Annotated in this window: 18 protein-coding genes; 10 read left to right on the forward strand and 8 right to left on the reverse strand. The window is 53.4% G+C overall.

What is annotated here, in order from left to right:
- The first annotated feature begins 14 nt into the window (after nt 1-14).
- The 4 genes from PsAD13_RS07525 to nagA are packed head-to-tail and all read left to right on the forward strand — an operon-like array spanning nt 15 to nt 4,510.
- Complete coding sequence (locus PsAD13_RS07525) at nt 15-1,121, forward strand: SIS domain-containing protein (RefSeq protein WP_063317771.1); 1,107 nt, start codon at nt 15-17, stop codon at nt 1,119-1,121.
- Between the two features lies 1 nt (nt 1,122).
- Nucleotides 1,123-2,058, forward strand: a complete 936-nt coding sequence (locus PsAD13_RS07530; RefSeq protein WP_063317772.1) for an ROK family protein — start codon at nt 1,123-1,125, stop codon at nt 2,056-2,058.
- Entirely contained in the window at nt 2,055-3,368 is a 1,314-nt protein-coding gene (locus tag PsAD13_RS07535; protein WP_063317773.1) for a class II D-tagatose-bisphosphate aldolase, non-catalytic subunit, read from the forward strand. The genes PsAD13_RS07530 and PsAD13_RS07535 overlap by 4 nt, the downstream gene beginning before the upstream one ends.
- A complete protein-coding gene (nagA, locus tag PsAD13_RS07540) occupies nt 3,365-4,510 on the forward strand; it encodes an N-acetylglucosamine-6-phosphate deacetylase (protein WP_063317774.1) in 1,146 nt (381 codons plus the stop codon). Before PsAD13_RS07535 ends, nagA begins: the two co-directional genes overlap by 4 nt.
- 24 nt (nt 4,511-4,534) lie before the next feature.
- Here nagA and PsAD13_RS07545 read toward each other — a convergent pair whose 3' ends face one another.
- The 4 genes from PsAD13_RS07545 to PsAD13_RS07555 all read right to left on the reverse strand — a co-directional run bounded on the left by PsAD13_RS07545 (nt 4,535) and on the right by PsAD13_RS07555 (nt 9,445).
- Nucleotides 4,535-5,845, reverse strand: a complete 1,311-nt coding sequence (locus PsAD13_RS07545; protein WP_063317775.1) for an HlyD family type I secretion periplasmic adaptor subunit — start codon at nt 5,843-5,845, stop codon at nt 4,535-4,537.
- A complete protein-coding gene (locus PsAD13_RS07550; protein ID WP_208986486.1) occupies nt 5,842-8,061 on the reverse strand; it encodes a type I secretion system permease/ATPase in 2,220 nt (739 codons plus the stop codon). Before PsAD13_RS07550 ends, PsAD13_RS07545 begins: the two co-directional genes overlap by 4 nt.
- A 486-nt stretch (nt 8,062-8,547) precedes the next feature.
- Entirely contained in the window at nt 8,548-8,820 is a 273-nt protein-coding gene (locus PsAD13_RS28475; RefSeq protein ID WP_208986487.1) for a LysR substrate-binding domain-containing protein, read from the reverse strand.
- A complete protein-coding gene (locus tag PsAD13_RS07555; RefSeq protein WP_208986488.1) occupies nt 8,780-9,445 on the reverse strand; it encodes a LysR family transcriptional regulator in 666 nt (221 codons plus the stop codon). Before PsAD13_RS07555 ends, PsAD13_RS28475 begins: the two co-directional genes overlap by 41 nt.
- A gap of 197 nt (nt 9,446-9,642) precedes the next feature.
- On the opposite strand from PsAD13_RS07555, the gene PsAD13_RS07560 reads away from it, so the two are divergent.
- The 3 genes from PsAD13_RS07560 to PsAD13_RS07570 all read left to right on the forward strand — a co-directional run bounded on the left by PsAD13_RS07560 (nt 9,643) and on the right by PsAD13_RS07570 (nt 12,738).
- Entirely contained in the window at nt 9,643-10,506 is an 864-nt protein-coding gene (locus tag PsAD13_RS07560; RefSeq protein ID WP_208986489.1) for a hypothetical protein, read from the forward strand.
- Between the two features lie 116 nt (nt 10,507-10,622).
- Complete coding sequence (locus tag PsAD13_RS07565) at nt 10,623-11,363, forward strand: gamma-glutamyl-gamma-aminobutyrate hydrolase family protein (protein WP_057463794.1); 741 nt, start codon at nt 10,623-10,625, stop codon at nt 11,361-11,363.
- 61 nt (nt 11,364-11,424) lie between these two features.
- On the forward strand, nt 11,425-12,738 hold the full coding sequence (locus PsAD13_RS07570) for an FAD-binding oxidoreductase (RefSeq protein ID WP_063317778.1): 1,314 nt from the start codon (nt 11,425-11,427) through the stop codon (nt 12,736-12,738).
- Between the two features lie 8 nt (nt 12,739-12,746).
- Here PsAD13_RS07570 and PsAD13_RS07575 read toward each other — a convergent pair whose 3' ends face one another.
- The 3 genes from PsAD13_RS07575 to PsAD13_RS07585 form a co-directional block, all read right to left on the reverse strand.
- Nucleotides 12,747-13,724 carry a hypothetical protein gene (locus PsAD13_RS07575; RefSeq protein WP_063317779.1) on the reverse strand — a complete coding sequence of 326 codons (978 nt, stop codon included), beginning with the start codon at nt 13,722-13,724 and terminating at the stop codon, nt 12,747-12,749.
- 200 nt (nt 13,725-13,924) lie between these two features.
- Nucleotides 13,925-14,845, reverse strand: coding sequence for an SDR family oxidoreductase (locus PsAD13_RS07580; RefSeq protein WP_063293660.1), 921 nt, complete (start codon nt 14,843-14,845; stop codon nt 13,925-13,927).
- Nucleotides 14,842-16,224: an NAD(P)-binding domain-containing protein gene (locus tag PsAD13_RS07585; RefSeq protein ID WP_063317780.1), complete on the reverse strand. Its 1,383-nt coding sequence runs from the start codon at nt 16,222-16,224 to the stop codon at nt 14,842-14,844. Before PsAD13_RS07585 ends, PsAD13_RS07580 begins: the two co-directional genes overlap by 4 nt.
- Before the next feature lie 146 nt (nt 16,225-16,370).
- Here PsAD13_RS07585 and PsAD13_RS07590 point away from each other — a divergent pair, with 146 nt between their 5' ends.
- The 3 genes from PsAD13_RS07590 (at nt 16,371) to PsAD13_RS07600 (ending at nt 19,405) form a co-directional block, all read left to right on the forward strand.
- Nucleotides 16,371-17,435, forward strand: coding sequence for an AraC family transcriptional regulator (locus PsAD13_RS07590; RefSeq protein ID WP_084404665.1), 1,065 nt, complete (start codon nt 16,371-16,373; stop codon nt 17,433-17,435).
- A gap of 319 nt (nt 17,436-17,754) precedes the next feature.
- Nucleotides 17,755-18,561, forward strand: coding sequence for a 3-methyl-2-oxobutanoate hydroxymethyltransferase (gene panB / locus PsAD13_RS07595; RefSeq protein ID WP_063317782.1), 807 nt, complete (start codon nt 17,755-17,757; stop codon nt 18,559-18,561).
- A gap of 124 nt (nt 18,562-18,685) precedes the next feature.
- On the forward strand, nt 18,686-19,405 hold the full coding sequence (locus PsAD13_RS07600; RefSeq protein WP_063306510.1) for an isochorismatase family cysteine hydrolase: 720 nt from the start codon (nt 18,686-18,688) through the stop codon (nt 19,403-19,405).
- Here PsAD13_RS07600 and PsAD13_RS07605 read toward each other — a convergent pair.
- Nucleotides 19,402-20,220, reverse strand: coding sequence for a phosphodiesterase (locus PsAD13_RS07605; RefSeq protein ID WP_063306511.1), 819 nt, complete (start codon nt 20,218-20,220; stop codon nt 19,402-19,404). The genes PsAD13_RS07600 and PsAD13_RS07605 overlap by 4 nt on opposite strands.
- Nucleotides 20,221-20,455 lie beyond the last annotated feature (235 nt).

Consider the following 20,455-nt stretch of genomic DNA (forward strand, 5'->3'; position numbering starts at 1 on the left):
GAAGGAATGCTGCGATGGTCGATCTGACCAAATGGGCAACTACGCGCGAAATTCAGGCGCAACCGCAAATCTGGGCAAGTTGGGGACAGGAATTCGCTGCGCGTCTGAGTGATCTGAGCGAATGGGTTGCCAACTCCGGAGCCACGGAAGTCTGGTTCTGCGGGGCAGGCACATCCGCCTATATCGGCGACCTTCTGTGCAGAGCGCTGGACGCAACCTCCGTGTTGCCAATGCGCTCCGTTCCTTCAACAGATCTTGTCAGTGCCCCGCACGTGTTTAAACGCAACGGTGTCATTCCGCTGGTTGTCTCTTTTGGGCGCTCCGGCAACTCCACCGAGTCCATCGGCACGCTGGATCTGCTGGACGCGATCTTCCCCGAAGCACCACGGCTGAACATCACCTGCAACAAGGACAGCGCACTGGCGACCCGCCAACCTGCCTCAAAGGCCAGTCAGCGCGTGATTGTGTTGCCGGACGAATGCCACGACAGCGGCTTTGCTATGACCTCCAGTTTCACCACTATGATCCTGACAGCCATGGCAGTGTTTGGGCAGGAAACACCGGAAGAGTTCGCCGCCAACATGAACGAGATCAGCCACGCAGCTGAAATCGTGTTGGCAGAGGCGGATCAACTGGCAGGCAAACTCACCATCCCACAGCGCGCCGTCTTCGTAGGCTCCGGTCCGCTTGCCTTTGTTGCCCGCGAAAGTGCGCTCAAAGTGATGGAACTGGCCGCAGGAAAAATCCCGTCTATCTGGGACAGCTCCCTCGGTTTCCGGCACGGCCCAAAGTCCTTTGTTGATGATCAGACCAAGGTCTTCGTGTTTCTCTCCAACAACCTGCATTCCCGCCGTTACGACGAGGATCTGGCAGACGAGGTGAAGGCGCAGTTCGGCGAGCAAACAGTTACCACCATTGGCAATTCTGCAAAGGCAGATGTGCACATTCCATGCAAACTGGAGGATGGCTGGATGTCCGTGCTCCATGTACTCATTGCGCAGTGGCTGGGAGTGGCTTGGTCTGACAAGCTTGGTTTCAACGTCGACAATCCGTTTGAAGGGCAGGGCACGCTGACCCGCGTTGTCTCGGGCGTCAAGCTCTACGCATTGGAAGAGGCCTGATATGGTTCGAGCTGGCGGTATTGATCTGGGCGGCACCAAAATTGAGGCAACCGCTTTTGATAGTGATTGGGCTGTGGTTGAAACCAAACGCATTCCAACCCCTCAGGATTCCTACGAAAATCTGGTTGATGCTCTCTGCGAGATGGTCGTGTGGCTGGAAGAAACCGCAGGTTCAAAAGGCTTGCCGGTGGGCGTTGGTATTCCCGGCTTTCATTCCAAACGAACAGGCAAATTTCTCACCGCCAACCTGCTCGCCTCAGGTCGAACAGTCCATCAGGACCTGATCGACAAACTGGGCAGAGCCGTCGCGTTTGAAAACGACTGCAACTGCTTTGCCCTCTCTGAAGCAATGCTCGGTGCTGGGCGAAGCTACGCCAGCGTCTTCGGCCTGATCATCGGCACAGGTGTTGGTGGCGGTTACTGCTCCAATGGCACGTTAATCTCGGGTCTGAATGGGGCTGCTGGAGAATACGGTCACCTCGGCATTCCCTACATGACCATGAAGGAACTCGGGCTCGACGGTATCCAATGCGGCTGTGGTCGCACCGGCTGCTTTGAGACCTATCTGGCTGGCCCCGGAATACGCCGCCTCGCCAAACATGTCACCGGCAAAGACGCCGATGCGAAGACCATTACCACGGCATCCGCTGCTGGTGATCCGCAGATGCAGGAAGTCATGCGCAAGTGGGCCCGCATTGTGGCGGAACTGGTTGCGGCACTCCAATGCACGGTAGACCCGGACTGCATTGTGCTCGGCGGTGGCCTTTCCAAGATCCCGAACATCGACCGCCTCATTGCGCAAGCTCTGCCGGGCCACTTGCTGGACCAGACCGAGCCGCCGGAAATCCGTGTTGCGGAATATGGTGACAGCAGCGGCACACGTGGAGCGGCGCTTGCTGCGGTCCAAAACTATCAAATATTGGAGGAGCCGTCATGAGCAACCCTTTGCTTGAGGTGATCACTGCCAACCGTGCAGGCGCCAGAGCCGCGCTTCCCTCCATCTGCTCCGCGCAGCCGGACGTCATCCTTGCTTCCGCTCTGCTCGCAGCAGAAAAAGGCACGACCCTGCTGCTGGAAGCGACCAGCAACCAAGTCAATCAGGACGGCGGCTACACAGGCATGAAGCCAGCAGACTTTGTCAGCTACGTCAAAAGCATTTGCGCCACTGCCGGATTGCCGGAGGACGCGCTCATCCTCGGCGGCGACCATCTCGGCCCGCAAGCCTGGCGCTCCATGCCTGCCGATCAGGCCATGGCAAAAGCCAAAGAGCTGATGAAAGCCTATGTGCAAGCTGGGTTCACCAAAATCCATCTGGATTGCTCAGAAGGCTGCGCAGGCGAAGAGGCTCAAGTCGGTGACGAACTGAGCGCCAGTCGCGCTGCGGAACTGGCAGCGGTTTGTGAAGAGTATGCACCAGACCCAAGCCGTCTCAACTACATCGTCGGTACGGAAGTTCCTCCTCCCGGAGGCGCGCGTGAAGAAGGTGAGGCTCATAGCATTGAGCCAACCCCACCCGCGCGTGCCTCGCGTACCTTGCATATGCATTTTGATAAGTTCGATGAGCTGGGCCTGCAGGATGCCAAAGACCGCATCTGCGGTCTTGTCGTGCAGCCGGGTGTCGAGTTCTCACCCTTCCACATCGATCATCTACCCGCTGATGACGGCAAAGCTCTGCGAGCAGCGCTTGACCCGTTCCAGAACGTTGTGTTCGAAGCGCACAGCACCGATTACCAGCTGGACAGCGCGTTCCCACGCCTCGCCAACATGGGCTTTGCGATCCTGAAAGTCGGCCCTGCGCTCACCTTCGCCTACAGACAGGCCATCTACGCGCTCGATCAGATGCTGGATTGGCTGGAAGAGGACAAGCGCACTGCGCCAAAAATCTCAAAGATTCTGGAAGCTGAAATGCTGTCTGAGCCCAAGTACTGGCGCTCTCACTATCAGGGATCTGATCAGGAACTGCGCTTGCTGTGCCACTTCAGTTATGCAGATCGCATCCGGTATTACTGGCCTCAGGAGAAGGTGCAGGATGCCCTTAAGGCACTCTTTGCTGCCTTACAAACCCATGAGATTCCAAAGGTACTGCAGCTTCAACTGTTTGCATCTCGCACTGTTGAACGTGCGCGGGCTTTGCAGAGCCACGGTTTTGGCATAGAGAAGGCGCTGGTGATTGCTGAAATCCAGCAGGCACTGGACCCATATTTCTTTGAGAGAGTTGAGGCACCTCAGCTTGAGGAGGCTCTATGAGCACCGCACCGGGCAACCAAAATATCTGGCTGTGTCCAGATCAGCTGTTTGACGGCCAGAACCTGCTGACCGATACCGCTATTCATCTCGTGGATGGCAAATGCGCAGGCTTGTCTTCAGCAGACCAGTTGCCCGCCGATGCGACCGTGAAAAAACTCTCTGGCCTCATCACACCGGGTTTCTTTGATATCCAGATCAACGGCGGCGGCGGGGTTCTCTACAACACTTCACCATCACCAGAGGGTCTGGCTGCCATTGCAGCGGCGCACCGCCAATTCGGCACCACAGCCTTGCTGCCAACAGTCATCACCGACGCGCCAAATGTGCTGGAGGACGCCGTTGAGGCCATGAAGGATGCTTACGGCACCTATGGCATCAAAGGCATCCACATCGAAGGCCCGCACATCAGTGTAGAGCGCAAAGGCACCCACGAAGCCAGCTGGGTTCGTCCGCTTAATGAGCGCAGTTTGCAGCTGGTCCGCGACCTGCGAGATCGGGACATCCCGGTCCTCATGACGGTCGCACCAGAAGGCGTTGCCAAAGGTGATGTTGCAAGACTGGTTGAAATGGGCGCAGTTGTCTCTATCGGCCATACTGATGCAGGCGCAGCGCAGATCAAACCAGTTCTGAAAGAGGGCGCAAACCTCTTCACACACCTGTTCAACGGCATGTCCCAGATGGTCAACCGCGAGCCGGGAGCCGTTGGAACGGGCATCAACAGCACTGCCTATTGCTCGCTGATCGTAGATGGGCACCACGTCGCCGACGACATGCTCCGCCTTGCCATACGTGCGCGGCCTGTCAAAGATCATATGATCATCATCAGTGATGCTATGCCAACTGTCGGTGGACCGGAAAACTTCAATCTTTACGGTCATCAGGTCTATCTGGAAGACGGCAAGCTCATCAACAAAGCCGGGTCTCTGGCAGGGGCGCACGTCACCATGCTGGAGTCTGTTGCGCGCATGATAACTGAGCTTCAGTTCCCGGCTGAAGAAGTGCTGCGCATGAGCCTGTCCAATCCGGCTGCCCTGATGGGGCTGCAACAGTCCGTGGCCTCTCTGCAAAACACTGACTTGGCCGATATGCTGTTGCTCGCACCGGACTATAAATCCTTCTCATTCCTCTCGCCTATGCTCTAGTTTGCTGCGAGAGGAGTTGCTATCTCACCGCTCGCGAAATGCCTCCGCTTTCACCTTGAGCAGTGGTTTGGCAAGATAACTCAGCACGCTTTTCTCACCGGTCAGAATATCAATGCTCGCCGTCATGCCCGGCGTGATGGGCAACGGGTTTTGCTCTGATCCCAGATGGTTTTGCTTGGTCCGCACAATCACCTTGAAAAACGCCTGTCCCCGCTCGTCCTCTGACGTGTCCGGACTGATCCGCTCCAACACGCCGTCCAATCCACCATAGATAGAATAATCATAGGCCGTGATCTTCACGCTCACATCCTGACCCGGATGTAGGAAGGCCACATGTTGCGGCTGGATTTTTGCAGCAATCAGCAGCGTGTCTTCCAGCGGAACAATCTCAATCAATGGCTCGCCAGTCTGAACCACCGCCCCAATGGTGCTGACATTGAGTTTGTTGATCACCCCGCGAACGGGTGCCACCAACGCACTGCGATGCACCCGATCCTCCGCCCCGCGCAGCCGCTCCTCAATCACAGTAAGTTCCGCTTTGGTCGCCACCAGATCCGACTGTGCCTGAGAGGCAAACGCTGTCTGCGCAGATGCTACCTTTTGTAGAACCTCTTCCTTGGCAGAGCGGGCACTTGAAAGAGAAGCCTCCAGCATCTGCCGTTCTCCCTCCAGAGTTGTGTACTGCCGCTTGAGCCGCAAAAACTCGATCTCTGGCAGGACACCACGTTTATAGAGCTGCTGGTTGATCTCCAGTTCCCGCGCAATGATGGTCAGATTGGCGCTCAGCATCTGTGCCTCAGCTTCAAGCTGCTTCAGATCCTGTTCTTTCTGGCTGAACTGACTGCGAAGCACAGCAACTTCCGCAGCAAGCTGCTCTTTGCGAGCTTTATAAACCGCCAGCTCTCGCTGCAAGAACGCGGCAATGTCGGCAGGCGTGTTTGAAAGATCAAGCGCCAGATTTGCCTGACGGGCCTCAGCGGCCAACCGTGCAAGACGAGCCTGCAACGCATACTTCTTCTGCAACAACTCCCCCAACTGAGAGGCAAAGCCGGTATTATCCAGTTTCACCAGAACCGCGCCTTGCTCAACGATTTCGCCTTCATAGAACAACACCTCAGAGACAATTCCGCGTTCCGGAGCTTGCACAATCTGCATCTGACGAGAAGGGATGATGCGTCCATTGCCTCGAGTGACCTCTTCCACATGGGCAAATGCAGACCAGACGAACAACAACAGCATAACTGCGGCACATGTGAAGATCAGGATTCTGGACTGCTTTGGGCTGTGAAACTCTGGCAAATGCAGCGGTGTAACGGGAAGTGACCAACCCTTCATGCTCTCAGCCTTTCTTCAATCGGAACCTGCGCAGGCTGTGGCACTTCATGCAGACGCGGTTGCTGCATGGATTGCTTCACTTCCTCGCTCGGCCCATCTGCAATGATGCGGCCTTGATCCAGAGCGATCAGCCGATTGGTGAGCTTCAGGAGGGAAGGGCGGTGCGTGCTGATAATGAGTGTCAGAGAACCGTTGTTATAGCGCCGCAAGCCACGCAACAAACGCTGCTCCGCAGAAAGGTCCAGCTGACTGGAAGGCTCATCCAGAAACAGGATCTTAGGTTTACGCAAAAGAACACGAGCCAACGCCACACATTGCCGCTGCCCACCAGAAAGCGCAGCTCCGTTTTCACCCACAATCAGATTGTAACCAGCCGGATGCCTGTTCACGAGGCTATGCAGCCCCGTTACATGGCAAACTTCCTCGATCTCCTCGTTGGTAAGATGTGGCAATCCAAGGCAAAGATTGTCTCTCAACGTGCCCTGAAACAGCGTGTTGTCCTGAGACAGATACCCAACAAAATGGCGCAGGTCTGATGGATCAAACTGGCGCGTGTCAATTCCATCAATGAGAACAGCACCCTCAGAAGGATACCGAAGCCCGCTCATCAGGCGGCCTACGGTCGATTTTCCGGACCCGACACACCCAACCAGCCCAATCGTATCCCCAGGCTCAATCGAGAAATTGCAGTGGGTCAGGCTTGCCTTCTCACTGAGGGGATAAGAGAAGCTGACATTTTGAAACTGAACTTCACCACGGCAGCACCGCAGGTTTGCAGTTGCTTTTCCTGTCTTGCGTTCTGTTGGCTGGCTTAGCAAATCTCCAAGCTGGCGATAGCTGTGCAGCACCTGACGAAACCGGACCAGTGCATTGGCGATAGAAGAGATCGGCGCCAGCACACGGGATGACAGCATCATCGCAGCAATCAGCCCCCCCATGTTCACAGCACCCGCCTCAACCTGATAAACACCCCAGACAATAATCAGCACCGACACCATGCCTTGCACATGCCCTGTTCCCACCATTGCCAGATTGGACCAATGACGGCTCTGCAACAGGATCTCGCTGCTGCGCTCAACAGACTGCTCCCAGCGGGATTGCATATGAGCTTCTGCATTGAGAGCACGCACTGTCTCATGCCCGCCCAATGTCTCCATCAAAATGTTCTGCCGCTTGTTCCCTTCAAGGCTTGAGGCTTGAACGGTTCGCTCCAAAGGCAATTGAGCCGCCAGATTAAGCAGGCAAACCACGGGCACAGCAAGCAGGGGAATCCAGGCGATGGGACCAACGATGAAAAACAGGATGCAGATAAAAAGCCCGACAAAGCAGAAATCCAGCAGGGCGATTAACGCTGTTGAGCTGAAGAACTCGCGGAGCTTTTCATAGTCATGAACAGTCCCGGCATATTCACCGGCACTCTTGGTTTTGGCAGAAAAATCAATGTTCTGCACATGAGAGAATATCTTGGAAGCCAGTCGCTGATCTGCCTTTTTACCAAGGCTGTTGAGGATGGATGATCGCGCCACCTTCAGCAAACTATCTCCCGCCAGTGCCAACGCCACACCAATTGTCAGAGCCCATAGCGACGCCACAGCGAAGTTGGGCAGGATGCGGTCGTAAACATTCATGATGAACAAGGGGGAAGCGAGGGCAAGGCAGTTGATCAGCAATGTCCCGAGCGCAACATTGCCATAGTCAGGCCAGAACCGTGTGAACTCGGACCAGAACCAATGCTTGTTGTCTTGATGAACCTGCCCACTGCTGTCGCGTGCATGAAGAGATGAAAACAGGATCGCATACCCAGAGTATGCCCGCTGCAATACATCCAAGCTGAGATATTGCGGTCTTTCCAAATCTAAAGGATCCAGCAGTTTGGCCTGCCGTGTGGCTGCGTCATAGCCCACCAGCAGGCGCAAGGCTCTGTCATGAAACACCAACAGGCACGGAAGGCTGCTGCTGGAGATCTTGCTAAGAGCAATCTGTCGCTTTTCGGCTTGTAACCCGCAATTCTCGGAGGCTTTTTCTACCTGAGAGAATTGCAACCGCCCATTGATCAGCGGAAGCCCGGCAGTCAACGCTGTTTTACTGAGGAAATTCCCATGGGCGCGGGAGACATAAGCGACGCTTTCAATCAGGGCGTCCAGCACCTCATGCATTGGATGGCTACCTTCCTCAGTATTGAGGGCATGAGGGCTGGACAAGCGAAAATCACTCACGGCGTGTTCCCTTGATTTATGACAGTAATCGCAGTTTCATTTACTTGTTTTTTTCGAGGGGCCACGCTTTGTTTGGTCTTCTTGCGAGAAGCAGAAAGATTAGGAGATACAACGCATTACAGGTATCAAGTAATCTCTCAGTTCCCGCTAAGAAGTTTCGGTGTTCTTGTGGGATCTAAGAAAACACCCTGAGTAAAATGTGGCAATCTCGGGAACTTGTACTGTCAAATAAAGGGGCAAAAATAGCAGGAGTGTATTTACTAAGGCATTCGCTATAAGATCAGCGCCTTAAAATTCTGCTTGTCCGGAATCGCAAGTTTCCCAATGAACACAGCGTTTCCCTCCAAACCAACATATCCGAAAGTTTGAGAGTGAGCGTGTGTACGAAAGGGGATAGTGGGATAATTTCCCCTACGGCAAGTTATCCCATGCATTCTTAGGGGTAAAACGCGAGACCAGTGAGGTTCAGCACCCAGAACCCCTCAATCACAACAGCTTAGGCAGTTTCCCGGCTAAGAAGTCAAAAAACAGCTTTATGCGCGGAATTTGCTTGAGAGTGTGCGGCGAAGCCAGCCAAACAGGCAAAGCAGGCAATGGGTCCTCCAGATCAAGGCGCACAAGACTGTCATCCTCAAGGCCGATTCCAATCTGACCAAGACCAACCCCACATCCGGCACGCACCAATTCCCAGTAAGTTACCCTGTCATCACACCGCACACTAAAGAAGTCCCGGTCCACGTTCAGGCCAGCTTCCTGCATTCCGCGCAGGGATCAGGTCAGACCTGTCGTACCCGATCCAGTCAAGCGCTAAGAGTTCCTCTCTTGTGCTCGGCATGCCAACCCGCTCTACAAACGCGCGGCTTGCAAAAAGCCCCAATGGTGTCTCGCCAATCTTCTTGGCAACAATGTCCAGCTGCGTCGGCGTAAACATGCGCACTGCAATGTCAGCTTCCTGAAACAACAGGTTTTGCGCATCGTCAGAAGGGAGAAGCTCAATCTGGATCTCAGGGTAGCTCTGCCGAAATTCTGCAATAAGCTTTGGTAGCACATAATGAGAGATCACCTGACTGGCGGTGACACGCACAGGCCCAGCAAAACCGCTTTGCTTGCGCTCTTCTGCATGAAGCAGAAACTGAGCCGCCGCTGAATGCATAGCCTTGGCGTGGGGCAGCAAAGCTTCCTCATCCTCTGTCAAGCCAAGCCCGCGCTGATGACGGTAAAACAACGAGACGCCCAGCTCCGCCTCAATCGCCTTCACTTGTCGCCCAATTGTCGGTTGGCTCTGGTTCATCGTCTTGGCAGCAGCTGAAAGACTACCTGTCTCCGCAACCGCTACAAAAACACCAATGAGATCCCAGGAAAGATGATGTAGTCTGCTATTCATAATTGAATATCATACCTGCATTACATTCGAATTTACATAGGAAATAGAGCGCCTACTATCGTGTCTAAAGCGTATTCCCGAAACGTGACTTCCGGTGTTCGGATAAGAATATGCGATTTGGAAAAGAGTATTGGACAGGAGCGGTCATGAGACCCATAGCTTTGATTTTAGGTGCCTCTGGCAGATTTTCAAAAAACATGACTGAGCAGTTAGACGCTGCAGGCTGGGAAACTCGCGCCTTTGACCGTGCAAACCAAAACATGAAAGAAGCTGCAGAAGGTGTTGATGTCATCGTGAATGGCGCAAATCCACAATATCCGCACTGGAAGCGGGATGTGTTGCCCTTCACCCACAAGGTGATTGAAGCAGCCAAACATGCCAAAGCCACAGTCATCATCCCGGGCAACAATTACTGCTTCGGCCCAAACATGAGCTCTCCCATTGGCCCGCAAACACCTCAAAAAGCAAGCAACGAGCTGGGTCTGATCAGAATAGAACTGGAACGCCTCTACAAAACATCAGATGTGCGGACCATTTTGCTCAGAGCTGGAGATTTCATCGACACCTCTGCCAGCGGCAACTGGTTTGACCTGATCATGTCCACCAAGCTGGAGAAGGGGAAGCTCATCTATCCCGGCAAGACCGATATACCCCACGCATGGGCTTATTTGCCGGATATGGCGCGTGCTGCCGTCAAACTGCTGGAAATGCGAGACCAGTTGAACACCTATGAAGACATCTCATTCCCCGGCTACACGTGGACGGGGAATGAACTCAGCAAAGCACTCACAGAAGTCACCAAACAGAATGTGAGTATCAAACAGTTCAGCTGGTGGCTGATCCGTCTGAGCCGACCTTTTTGGCCCATGGCAAAACACCTTTTGGAAATGCGCTATCTTTGGAATACCCCGCATTGGATGGATAAAACACGGTTTGATGAGCTGCTCCCTGACTTTGAGGCAACGCCGGAACGGGAAGCTCTGAAGCAGGCCATCAGCCATTTACCCGCTTTCCAGCTGAACAAGCCGATCTCACTGAAACAGCCCAAAAGAGCGGCATGAGATTTTGCCTGAAGTGGCTTCCAAGAGTTTACAGAGGCAAAGCCGACAGGATATAACTGAGTAGTCCAATCAGATGTATTATGCGGCATTTGCCTCTTTGAATTTTGGAGTGCTCTTTGACCTTTAAACTTGGAATTCTGGAAGTTGGCCGACCACCCGAGAACCTGAGCAAGACATTCGGTGATTACCCGTCAATGTTCGAAACGCTCCTGAAGGATCAGGGGGGCAACTGGCATTACATGTCTTACCCTGTGGTGGATGGCCAACTGCCTCAAAACGTTCATGACTGCGACGGCTGGCTGATCACCGGCTCCAAGCACGGTGTCTATGATGATCTTGAGTGGATCGACCGGCTAAAGACCTTTCTGAAAACGGCCTATGACGAGCACGTGCCAATTGTCGGCATTTGCTTCGGACATCAGATCCTTGCAGAAGCGCTGGGCGGTAAGGCTGAAAAGTCCAACAAGGGCTGGGGCTGTGGTGTCTTCACTTACTATGTCCTCGAAAATCCCAATTGGGTGCCAGAGGGCCTGACCAGTTTCTCCATTGAAGCCTATCATCAGGATCAGGTGACAAAACTGCCAGCAGATGGAGAAGTCATCGCGTCCTCAGATTTCTGCGAGTTCGCAGCGATTGACTACAAGGGCAGGGCGCTCACGCTACAAGGGCATCCGGAGTTCAACAAGGACTACTCAGTGGCCTTGTTTAAGGAACGCCGAGGTGACACGCTGCCTGAAGACATCGCCGATCATGCAATCGCCTCCTCGGAAGCGCCCATGCAAATTGGCGAGGTTGCACACATGATCGTAAACTTCATTCAGCAGGCAGCAGTGAAAGAAAAGCAAGAAGGGCACTAACTGTTGCCCTGCGCTGTTTAAGAGGCTCGGGTTTGCAACCTGAGCCTTCTCAAGGACTTACATGGCTATTTCCCAAGGCTTTCTTCACGCCAATGATAAGGCAGGCCAATACCCAGCCTCCTACTACATCGCGACCGCAAACAAGCAGCTCTCCTTTCCCGCACTGGAAGGCGAGCATACCTGCGACGTCTGCGTCATCGGCGCTGGTTATGCGGGCCTGTCTTCTGCCTTGCATCTGGCCGAGCGTGGTTACAAAGTCCACCTCCTTGATGCGCACCGTGTTGGATGGGGAGCCTCTGGCCGCAATGGTGGCCAGCTTGGCAGCGGTCAGCGAAAAGATCAGGATGAGCTGGAAAGTCTTGTTGGTTTGGAGCGTGCCAAAGAACTCTGGAACCTTGCTGAAACCGCCAAGTCCCTGACGAAAGATCTCATTGCAAAACACCAGATCCAGTGCGACCTGAAACCGGGAATTCTCCACGCAGATCACAAGCAAAGCTATGTAAGTCACAGCAAGGCCTATGCCGAAAAGCTGGCAAACACATACGGTTACGAAGAACTTCGCTTCGTAGACTCTGCCGAAATACAAGAGATGCTCGATACAACGGCGTATCATGGTGGCACGCTGGATATGGGGGCAGCTCACCTGCACCCGTTCAACTTCGCGTTGGGTCTTGCTGAGGCTTGCCAGAATGCTGGTGTGCAGATCTTTGAAAATTCTGAAGTGCTGGAGGTCGAAAAGGGCGAGCCAGCTAAGTTGAAGCTCGCCAATGGACACGTCACTGCCCGCTACGTGGTCTTTGCCTGCAACGGTTATATTGATAGCCTTGAAAAGCGCGTCGCGGCGCGGGTTATGCCCATCAACAATTACATCATTGCCACCGAACCACTGGGAGACGATCTGGCTCGCTCTCTGATCGCCAATGATGTAGCCGTGGCAGACTCCCGGTTCGTGATCAACTACTACCGTCTGTCAGCAGACAACCGTCTCTTGTTTGGGGGAGGGGAAAGCTACAGCTTCCAGTTCCCGCGCGATATAAAGGCTTTCGTCCGCAAACCCATGTTGCAAGTCTATCCGCAGCTCAAGGACGTACCCATCGAATACGGCTGGGGCGGAACACTGGGCATCACGCTCAACCGCATGCCATACTTCGCCAAACTCGCCCCTAACATGCTCAACGCCAGCGGCTTCTCCGGTCATGGTGTCGCCATGGCAACACTGGCAGGTCAGCTCATGGCAGAAGCGATCGACGGGCAAGCCAGCCGGTTTGACATCCTGGAAAAAGTCCCAACCCACGTCTTCCCCGGTGGCCGCCATTTACGCTGGCCTTTGATGGTTCTGGGCATGCTCTACTACAGCCTGCGGGACAGGCTTTAGACACGAGTTCAGACCGGAATAAAAACCTGCCGCACGGATGAACTTCTCACCATTTCTTCGCCGTGTGTTGTGGAAAGGGATTGGTAATTATGAGTGTCATCGGAGTAACCTTTTCCCGCGCCATGGTAGCCAGAAACCTCTGGGTGTTCAAAACCAGCCTTCTTAAGGTCATTCGCTAAGTATTGAGCAAATGCCTGTTCTCTGTCTACTTCGATGAACAGAAAACTATTAATTTTTGTTTCGGATGCGATTGCCAAATATTCTGGCGCGAAAGATGTAGGCAATCGCGCATCTGCACCAAAGCATGATACCACGCGAATATCTGAAAAGGACTTGTTTAACCCTCCATGCGCAAGTTCTTTGGCTATGTCTTGGGACCATGCAACTTTGTAGCCCTTTTCGCTTGAGCTCGTTTTTGAAGTAATACCTGCTGCACCCTGTAGTCCATGTCCTGCAATATAGAGCTTGTCTTCGCCCTTTTTCAGCGTACTCAGGATGCCCGTTTCCTCGTTACTGATTACGTTGACTCGCAATAGTGCATCAGCACGCCATGCATGATCACTTGCAGCACTCAGCATGTCTTCAATTTTATCAGGACCACACGCGGCTATGAAGCCATCTTCCGAGAGATCATTGTCCGCCATGTAGGAGTTAAAACCAGAGGCAAGGCCACCAGCTTCTTGGTACATTTTCTCAGCGAGTTGATACTTCTGTATTTCGAGTTCAGCCTTGTCAGCGTTTGTCGCAACAATAAGAGAGCGCAAATCTTTACCTGCCTTGTCCCTCGATAAATTGGTGCCAGAAACCATTTTGAGTATATCGTCAGAGGCGAACGGTGCGTAGAAATACCCCGTTTTGTTGTCTTTCGAAGGATCTGCACGCGGCTGAGTTACCTCCTGAGCGTCAGAAGGACGGACATCAGGCGCAGTATGCACCTGTTCACTGGAGGAGGAGATCGGTGATGAGGCTAAATTCGAAATAGGCATGAGGCACCAATGTTATAGATTAGATGCCAACCATAGAGGCCTACTTATGCGTGCACTGTGACATTTAAGACATCCCGCATGTGGCGATGGGGCCAGTTAGGACATTCAGGTCTTTGAGTTATGTGATTTGCGTTTTGCTTCAAAAGACCGAGCGTCTTGCATTTATTCTTGGCTGTATGTCGTTAGCATTCAGCTCTTCTTCAGCTCTTCTCCAGCTCTTGCTCCATTTCCGGCTTGTCCAGATAAAGCCGTTGCCGCTGATAAAGCTTGCCGTCGACTTCCACCAGCAATCCTTGCCTGCGCAGCGAGGCCACATATTTTGCCATGCCTCGTCGTCCTTTCTTTTCAAAGAACGGCAGAATACGAGGCATCATGTTGGGCAGCAGCATGGCCAGACGTGTCAGCCAGGAGTCGCTGGCTTTTGGGTAGCGCTCCAGACATGGCTTTTCCAGATGCTTCACGAACTGATCAGCCACCACGCTGGGCGATTGTGGCTCATCAATGAAGTTGAGCACGCTGCCACCTTCCAACGCTTCCTGCCGCAGCATGTAAGTATCTGTAGCAGTTGGCAGAACGCAACTCACTTTGATGCCGTGCAGGTCTTCATCCAGCGCAAACGAAAGCATGGCGCCTCGTAGACCAAACTTAGTTGCCGCATAAATCGGTGTTTCGCGAAGCGGCTGTATGCCACCAAGCGAAGTGGTTGTGATGATACGTGGATCATCGCCCTTTAGCAGATAAGGCACCGCCAATCGGCTCAGTAACAAAGGGGCGACCATGTTGATGGTGATCTCTTCTTCAATGCTCTCTGGCGTGCGCTCATGAAAGCGATCAACCTTGGTGATCGCCATATTATTGATGAGCACATCCAGCACTCCAAAGTTCTCTTCCACCTCGCGCAAAAGACGTTCCATCTCCTCGCGCTGTGTCAGATCCCCCTCAAACACATGAACCCGCAGGTTATCTAACCGGGCCTGAAGTTCCCGCGCAGCCCGGCCATTCTTATCTGCCAGCACGAGGTTCATTCCCCGCTCATGCAAACGCGTGGCGATGTGCCCGGCGATGTCACCACCACCACCAGTGATCACCGCCGTACGCCCCTGAAAACGATAGGTGCTCATGCTGCTACCTCCGCTTTCTTTGCGCTCGGTGAACCCTTTGACTTGGGCGCAGCCCGCTTGAAGCGAATATCCTCCGGGAAGGTCCAGCCCATCCGCTTGTAAAGCTTCTTCACGTACTTGGTGTGCGCTGTGGCATCACAATAACCTGCATGTCGGTCCGTCTTCAAAAAGTGGATGCCACCAGAAAGATCCGGTGTTTCACTGCGGATGATTGCGGCCAATTGGCTGGCACGAGATGGATTGTCTTGCTGGTCCTTCAGATAGTTGGCAACCAGCCCAGCCATATAGTCAAACCGCTTGTAGGCGCCGGAGTTGGTCTCGATATAGCTGATGCCAAATAGGTTTTTGTGCTCGCGGGAGGCTGCCTGAATAAACATCTTGGGCCGTCCGCCCTCATAGCTGAAATACTCACCCGCAAAGTCCAGCTGCTGGTTGAACCCGGTCGCGCACAGGATCAGGTCAATCTCTTCCCGGCTGCCATCTTTAAACACCACGTGTGAGCCATCCAGATGGTCCACATCCGGCTTCACAGTCACATCACCATGTTGCAATGAATGCACCAGTTGAGTGTTGAGCAAAGGATGGGTCTCGAACAGCTTATGATCCGGCTTGGGAATGCCAAACCGTTGCAGCGTACCATTGAACATACGCAGCAACAGCGTGAAAAACGGGCGGATCATCCAGACAGGCAGATCAGGGCCACCATCAGCAAACACGTCCGCAGGCATGCCAAACACATGCTTGGGAATGATGTAATAGCCGCGCCGCATGGAGATGAAGGCCTTCTCCCCCAAGACACCCGCATCACAGGCAATATCACAGCCAGAATTGCCCGCTCCAATCACCAGCACACGCTTACCGTCAAACTCACGAATGTTCTTGTAAGTCTGGCTATGGCGGATCTCACCATCAAAGGAGCCTTGCAGCTCCGGCATGTTGGCCTGCCATTGCGAGCCCGTAGCGCAAACCACAGCCTTATACTCGCGGCACTCCCCGTTAGAGAGATGAACCTGCCAGCGATCCTTCTCGGTCTTGGTCAGTTTTTCGATCTTAGTTGAGAAGGTAATCTTCTCACGCAGCCCATAAGCCTCAGCGAAGTCGTGCAGGTACTTCAGGATCTCAGTGTGCTTGGGATAATCTGCGAAATGGTCTGGCATCGGAAAATCCGCAAAGCCAGACAAGCTGCGAGAGCTGATAAAATGCGCGCTCTCATAAATGGCTGTACCATCGTGCTTGATGTCCCAGAGACCACCCACATCCGGGTTTGGGTCAAACTGATCCCATTCAATGCCGTTGTGCTGTAATGCCCGGGCCATCACAAGCCCCGCCGGGCCTGCACCAACAATGCAGACCGCGTCACCCCTATCTATAATCTCCACCGTTCCCTCCCCGAACTGTGAAAATCTTACCCTACGGCAAGAGAAGGCAGGTTTAGAAGGACATATACGGACGTAGGGCGGACAAATTCGGTCATATCTTGCGGTCACTCCCGTGTTTCCGTAGCATGACTGCTTTGGGAGAGGGCATGCATTCTGAATTTGGCCAGTTGGCACCGCCAAAAGTGGCGCAGCATTCAAAGGTTCCACCGCACCTGTTGCGCTATCTGTTGCAGGAGCTCGAGCAACGCGGCATCGCCGCAGAAAAAGTGCTGCCTCACACATTCCTGAGCCAAAACACTGACCCCTCGGTGCTTCTGTCTCATGAGGCCCGCCTGACCTATCAGCAGAGCCGTCTAATTATCCTCAAGGCACTGGCGTTGACGGGAGATGAAAGCCTCGGCCTTGCTGTCGGCCACCGTCAGTCCATCACCTCTCTCGGGCTCGTCAGCCTTGGGGTTATGGCAAGTGCAACGGGAAGAGCGGCGCTTGAGTTCGGCATAAAGTACCACCGCTTGACCGGAAGCATGCTGGAGATTGATCTGGAACCTGCAACAGATAATGCGATCAAAATGATTGCGCGCAGCCGGTTCCATGAGCCAGCGTTGCTCACGTTCTTTGTGCAGGAACTGTTTGCCGCCATGGTGGGTGTTGTCCGCTTCACAACAGGAAGCAAGCAAGCGATCCAGCGTATTGAGATGATGCAGACACCGCCAGCAAAGAGAAGCCTCTATCAGGAGGCACTCGGACTATCTGTCAGGTTTGATGCGTCACGAAATGCAATATTTTTTGACGCAGAGCACCTGCAACGTCCGCTGGCAACTGCAGACAGGTTTGTTGTGCAGGAAGTTGAAACACTTCTGGCAGGCATGATGCAGGAAGAAAGCAACCGTCTGGGTTTCCTTAAAACCGTGGAGGAAGAAGTCCGCCGTAGCCTGAAAAGCAACCCATCTATCGAGGAAATTGCGGGTGGGTTCTCCATGAGCGAGCGCAGTTTTCGGCGCAAACTAGACGCTTTTCAAGTCTCCTTCCGCGATATCCTCTCGCAGATCCGCCAGTCGCAAGCCATGGAGCTGCTCTTATGGTCGCGCTTGTCATCCGAACAGATCGCAGCAGAGCTTGGCTACTCGGATCCAAGGGTGTTTCGCAGGGCATTTAAGCAATGGACAGGGGAGACACCTAGCCAGTTTAGAAAGTCCGCAACTCAACTGTGAATGGTACATACCGCACCAAAAGTCCCATTGGGTATCTCAACGTTATTTTATATTCTCCGAAAATTCCTTATAAAGGCGCAGGAAGCACATGTTGCACTGCGCAATTCCGAAAGACAAAGAGTGGTTTTCGGTGAGGTCGCGTAAAGACATAAGTCTGAAAGCACAGGCACAGATCAAAAAACAATAATAATAAGCGTACGCCGGTTTGATGCTGAACGGACTGGCAATGAGTGCGCGGAATAACAAAGAATGAAGGCAGTTGGATTGCTCCAGACAAAGGGCCAGCTGCTTTGGATGAACGAAACGGGCACCTAAAACAATGTCTCATACATCTGCGACTCGGCGGAAAACCATTAAAGACATCATGAAGGCAAAAGGCCATCACAAGCTGGTCTGCCTCACGGCCTACACTGCACCAATCGCACAGATGCTGGATGAGCACTGCGATCTGCTGCTGGTGGGCGACAGTGTCGGCATGGTGCTCCACGGCTTGCCAGACACGACAGCAGTCACGCTGGACATGATGATCATGCACGGCAAAGCCGTTATGCGTGGTTCTCAAAACGCACTTGTTGTCGTTGATATGCCTTTCGGCTCCTTTGAAGAAAGCCCACAGGCCGCGTACCGCAACGCATTGCGCGTGATGCAGGAAACCGGTTGTCAGGCCGTCAAGCTGGAATACAATTCCGCAGCGCCAGAAACCATACGCTTTCTCGTAGACCGTGGCATTCCTGTTGTCGCTCACATCGGCCTGCGCCCGCAGTATCTGCATGTGGAAGGCGGCTATAAAATTGCTGGCAAAAGCGAAGAAAGCCGCAAAGAACAGCTGGAATGCGCACGTCAGGTGGCCGATGCTGGTGCATTCTGTGTTGTTGTGGAAGGCACAAAAGATGAAGTCGCCCGCGAAATTTCTGACAGCGTGCCAATTCCGACCATCGGTATCGGTGCTTCCGTTGATTGCGACGGCCAGATCCTCGTCACCGATGACATGCTTGGCATGTTCGACAAGACGCCAAAATTCGTGCGCAAGTACGCTGAACTGAAATCCCAGATCGAACAAGGTGTAAAGGCGTTTGCAAATGACGTTCGCCGCGAGCAATTCCCGGCAGAGAACGAAACTTACTAAGATCGAAGACCGCCGTCGGGACCATTAGCACCAGCTGGATTGTGTACAGGTTCTGACGGCTTTGCTCCCCAAAATTTGGAAATGTCAGCCCCCCTCTGCAGCATGATATGGTGTGGGGACTGGCATGTCTTGGCTTGGGGAGCGAACGGTGCTTATTCTGGTTTTAGGAGCTTTGCTTTGCGTGGTAACCCTTGCTGCCTATACCTTTTGGGGTGTCCTCAACATTCAAACACCAACCAACGGCCCGTCGATCATGTTTGAAGGCCGCAGAGGCACTGCGCTGTTGGTGATTGATGTTCAAAGTGACTTCATCAAGGAAACCAGCTCTCGAAGTTGGGAGCCCGACTATCTGCAAGCCCGCCTCAACTACATAAACGCGCTTGGTGAGTTGGCACAGCAAAAAGGCTGGCCCGTTATCTCCATCCGGCAGGTTTATAAGGGGTGGTACACCAACCTTCTGGTCCGGCTGTTAGGAGGAGGTTTGGGGGCAAAAGGCTCTGATGGCTTAAAGATGGATCCACGCATTTCTGTTGAGCCAGATCTGGATCTTGTGAAATCAAAGAGCGACGCTTTTGGCGAACCGGCGCTCGCTGAGTTCCTGAAAAATCAAGAAGTTGACCACCTGATTGTGACAGGTCTGGATGGCAATGCCTGCGTCAAGAACACAACAATCGGTGCGCTTAACAGAGGGCACCGCGTCGAACTTTGCGACCCCGCCATTCTCGCCCAAAATCAGAAGGCATGGAAACTGCAGAAGGAGGCACTGCAGGAAATGGGCGCCGCCGTCTCATGGGACATCGTTGAGAACGAAGCCGATCTCATAACAGAGAAAGACCCAGCCTAATCAATCAGTTTGCCATCCTTATCAAAGAATGGATGTTGGCCACCAAAGTCGCCGATAAAACTCAAATGATTGATCAGTTCTCCCCCGGACCAGCAGAAAATGCGCGCTGCAGGCGGGTCCATAACAAAGCCAGGTTCCCCGTCCGGAGCCAGATCAAGCGTGACCTGATGGCCTGAAGCAGGGCAGATGCTCACCGGAATGCCGTTCTTGAAGACTTCGATCGCTCGGTGAACATGACCACAAGCAATCTGTCGGACTTGCGGCCGCCCTGTAACCACAGGCCAGAAGTCCTCATCAGCGCGCATCAGCATAATATCATCCATATGCTGAATACCCGTCTTGAACGGTGGGTGATGCATGAACACCAAAGTCGGCTGATCTTTATGTGCGTCCAGTTCATCACGCAACCACGCTTGCTTATCAGCATCAAAATGGCCGTCATGCTTGCCCGGAATGGTCGTATCCAGCCCGATAATGCGCAAGTCATCTTTCTCAATTGAAAACTGAAGTGCACCCTCTGAAGTCAGGTAGTCATGATCCGCAAACGCATCCCGCATTGCATCCCGGTGATCGTGATTACCGGGGATCACATAAAACGGCATATCCAGCTGGTCGATCTCTTGCCGGAACAGCTCATACTCATCCGCATTGCCCAAATCCACCAGATCGCCGCTAATCACCACAAAATCAAGTCGTGGACGAAATGCGTTGAGGTGCGCAACGGCCTGACGCAAATGAGAAAGCGTATCAACACAGTTGTAGGCGAACTTTCCGCCAGCCTTGATGTGAATGTCGGTAAGCTGCGCGAAGATCATGTGTGGTACCCCAAAAAAATAGGCTGCAAGTCAGAATAAACTTTAAGCGATGAATAAGCCTGCATCAGCGGAAATTGCGCTGCTGATTAGTCCGTCTGACCTCAAACAACAAGTGAACTTTTCATGACAGGAGCATGGTTGCAAGACGTCACTCCGAACAATCAGAAGGAGTGGGCAGGCGTCAGCCGCAATACAACCACAGGCCACCCACATATTAGCATCGCCTTGATTTGCT

The organism is Pseudovibrio sp. Ad13, assembly GCF_001623225.1.
Lineage (GTDB): Bacteria > Pseudomonadota > Alphaproteobacteria > Rhizobiales > Stappiaceae > Pseudovibrio.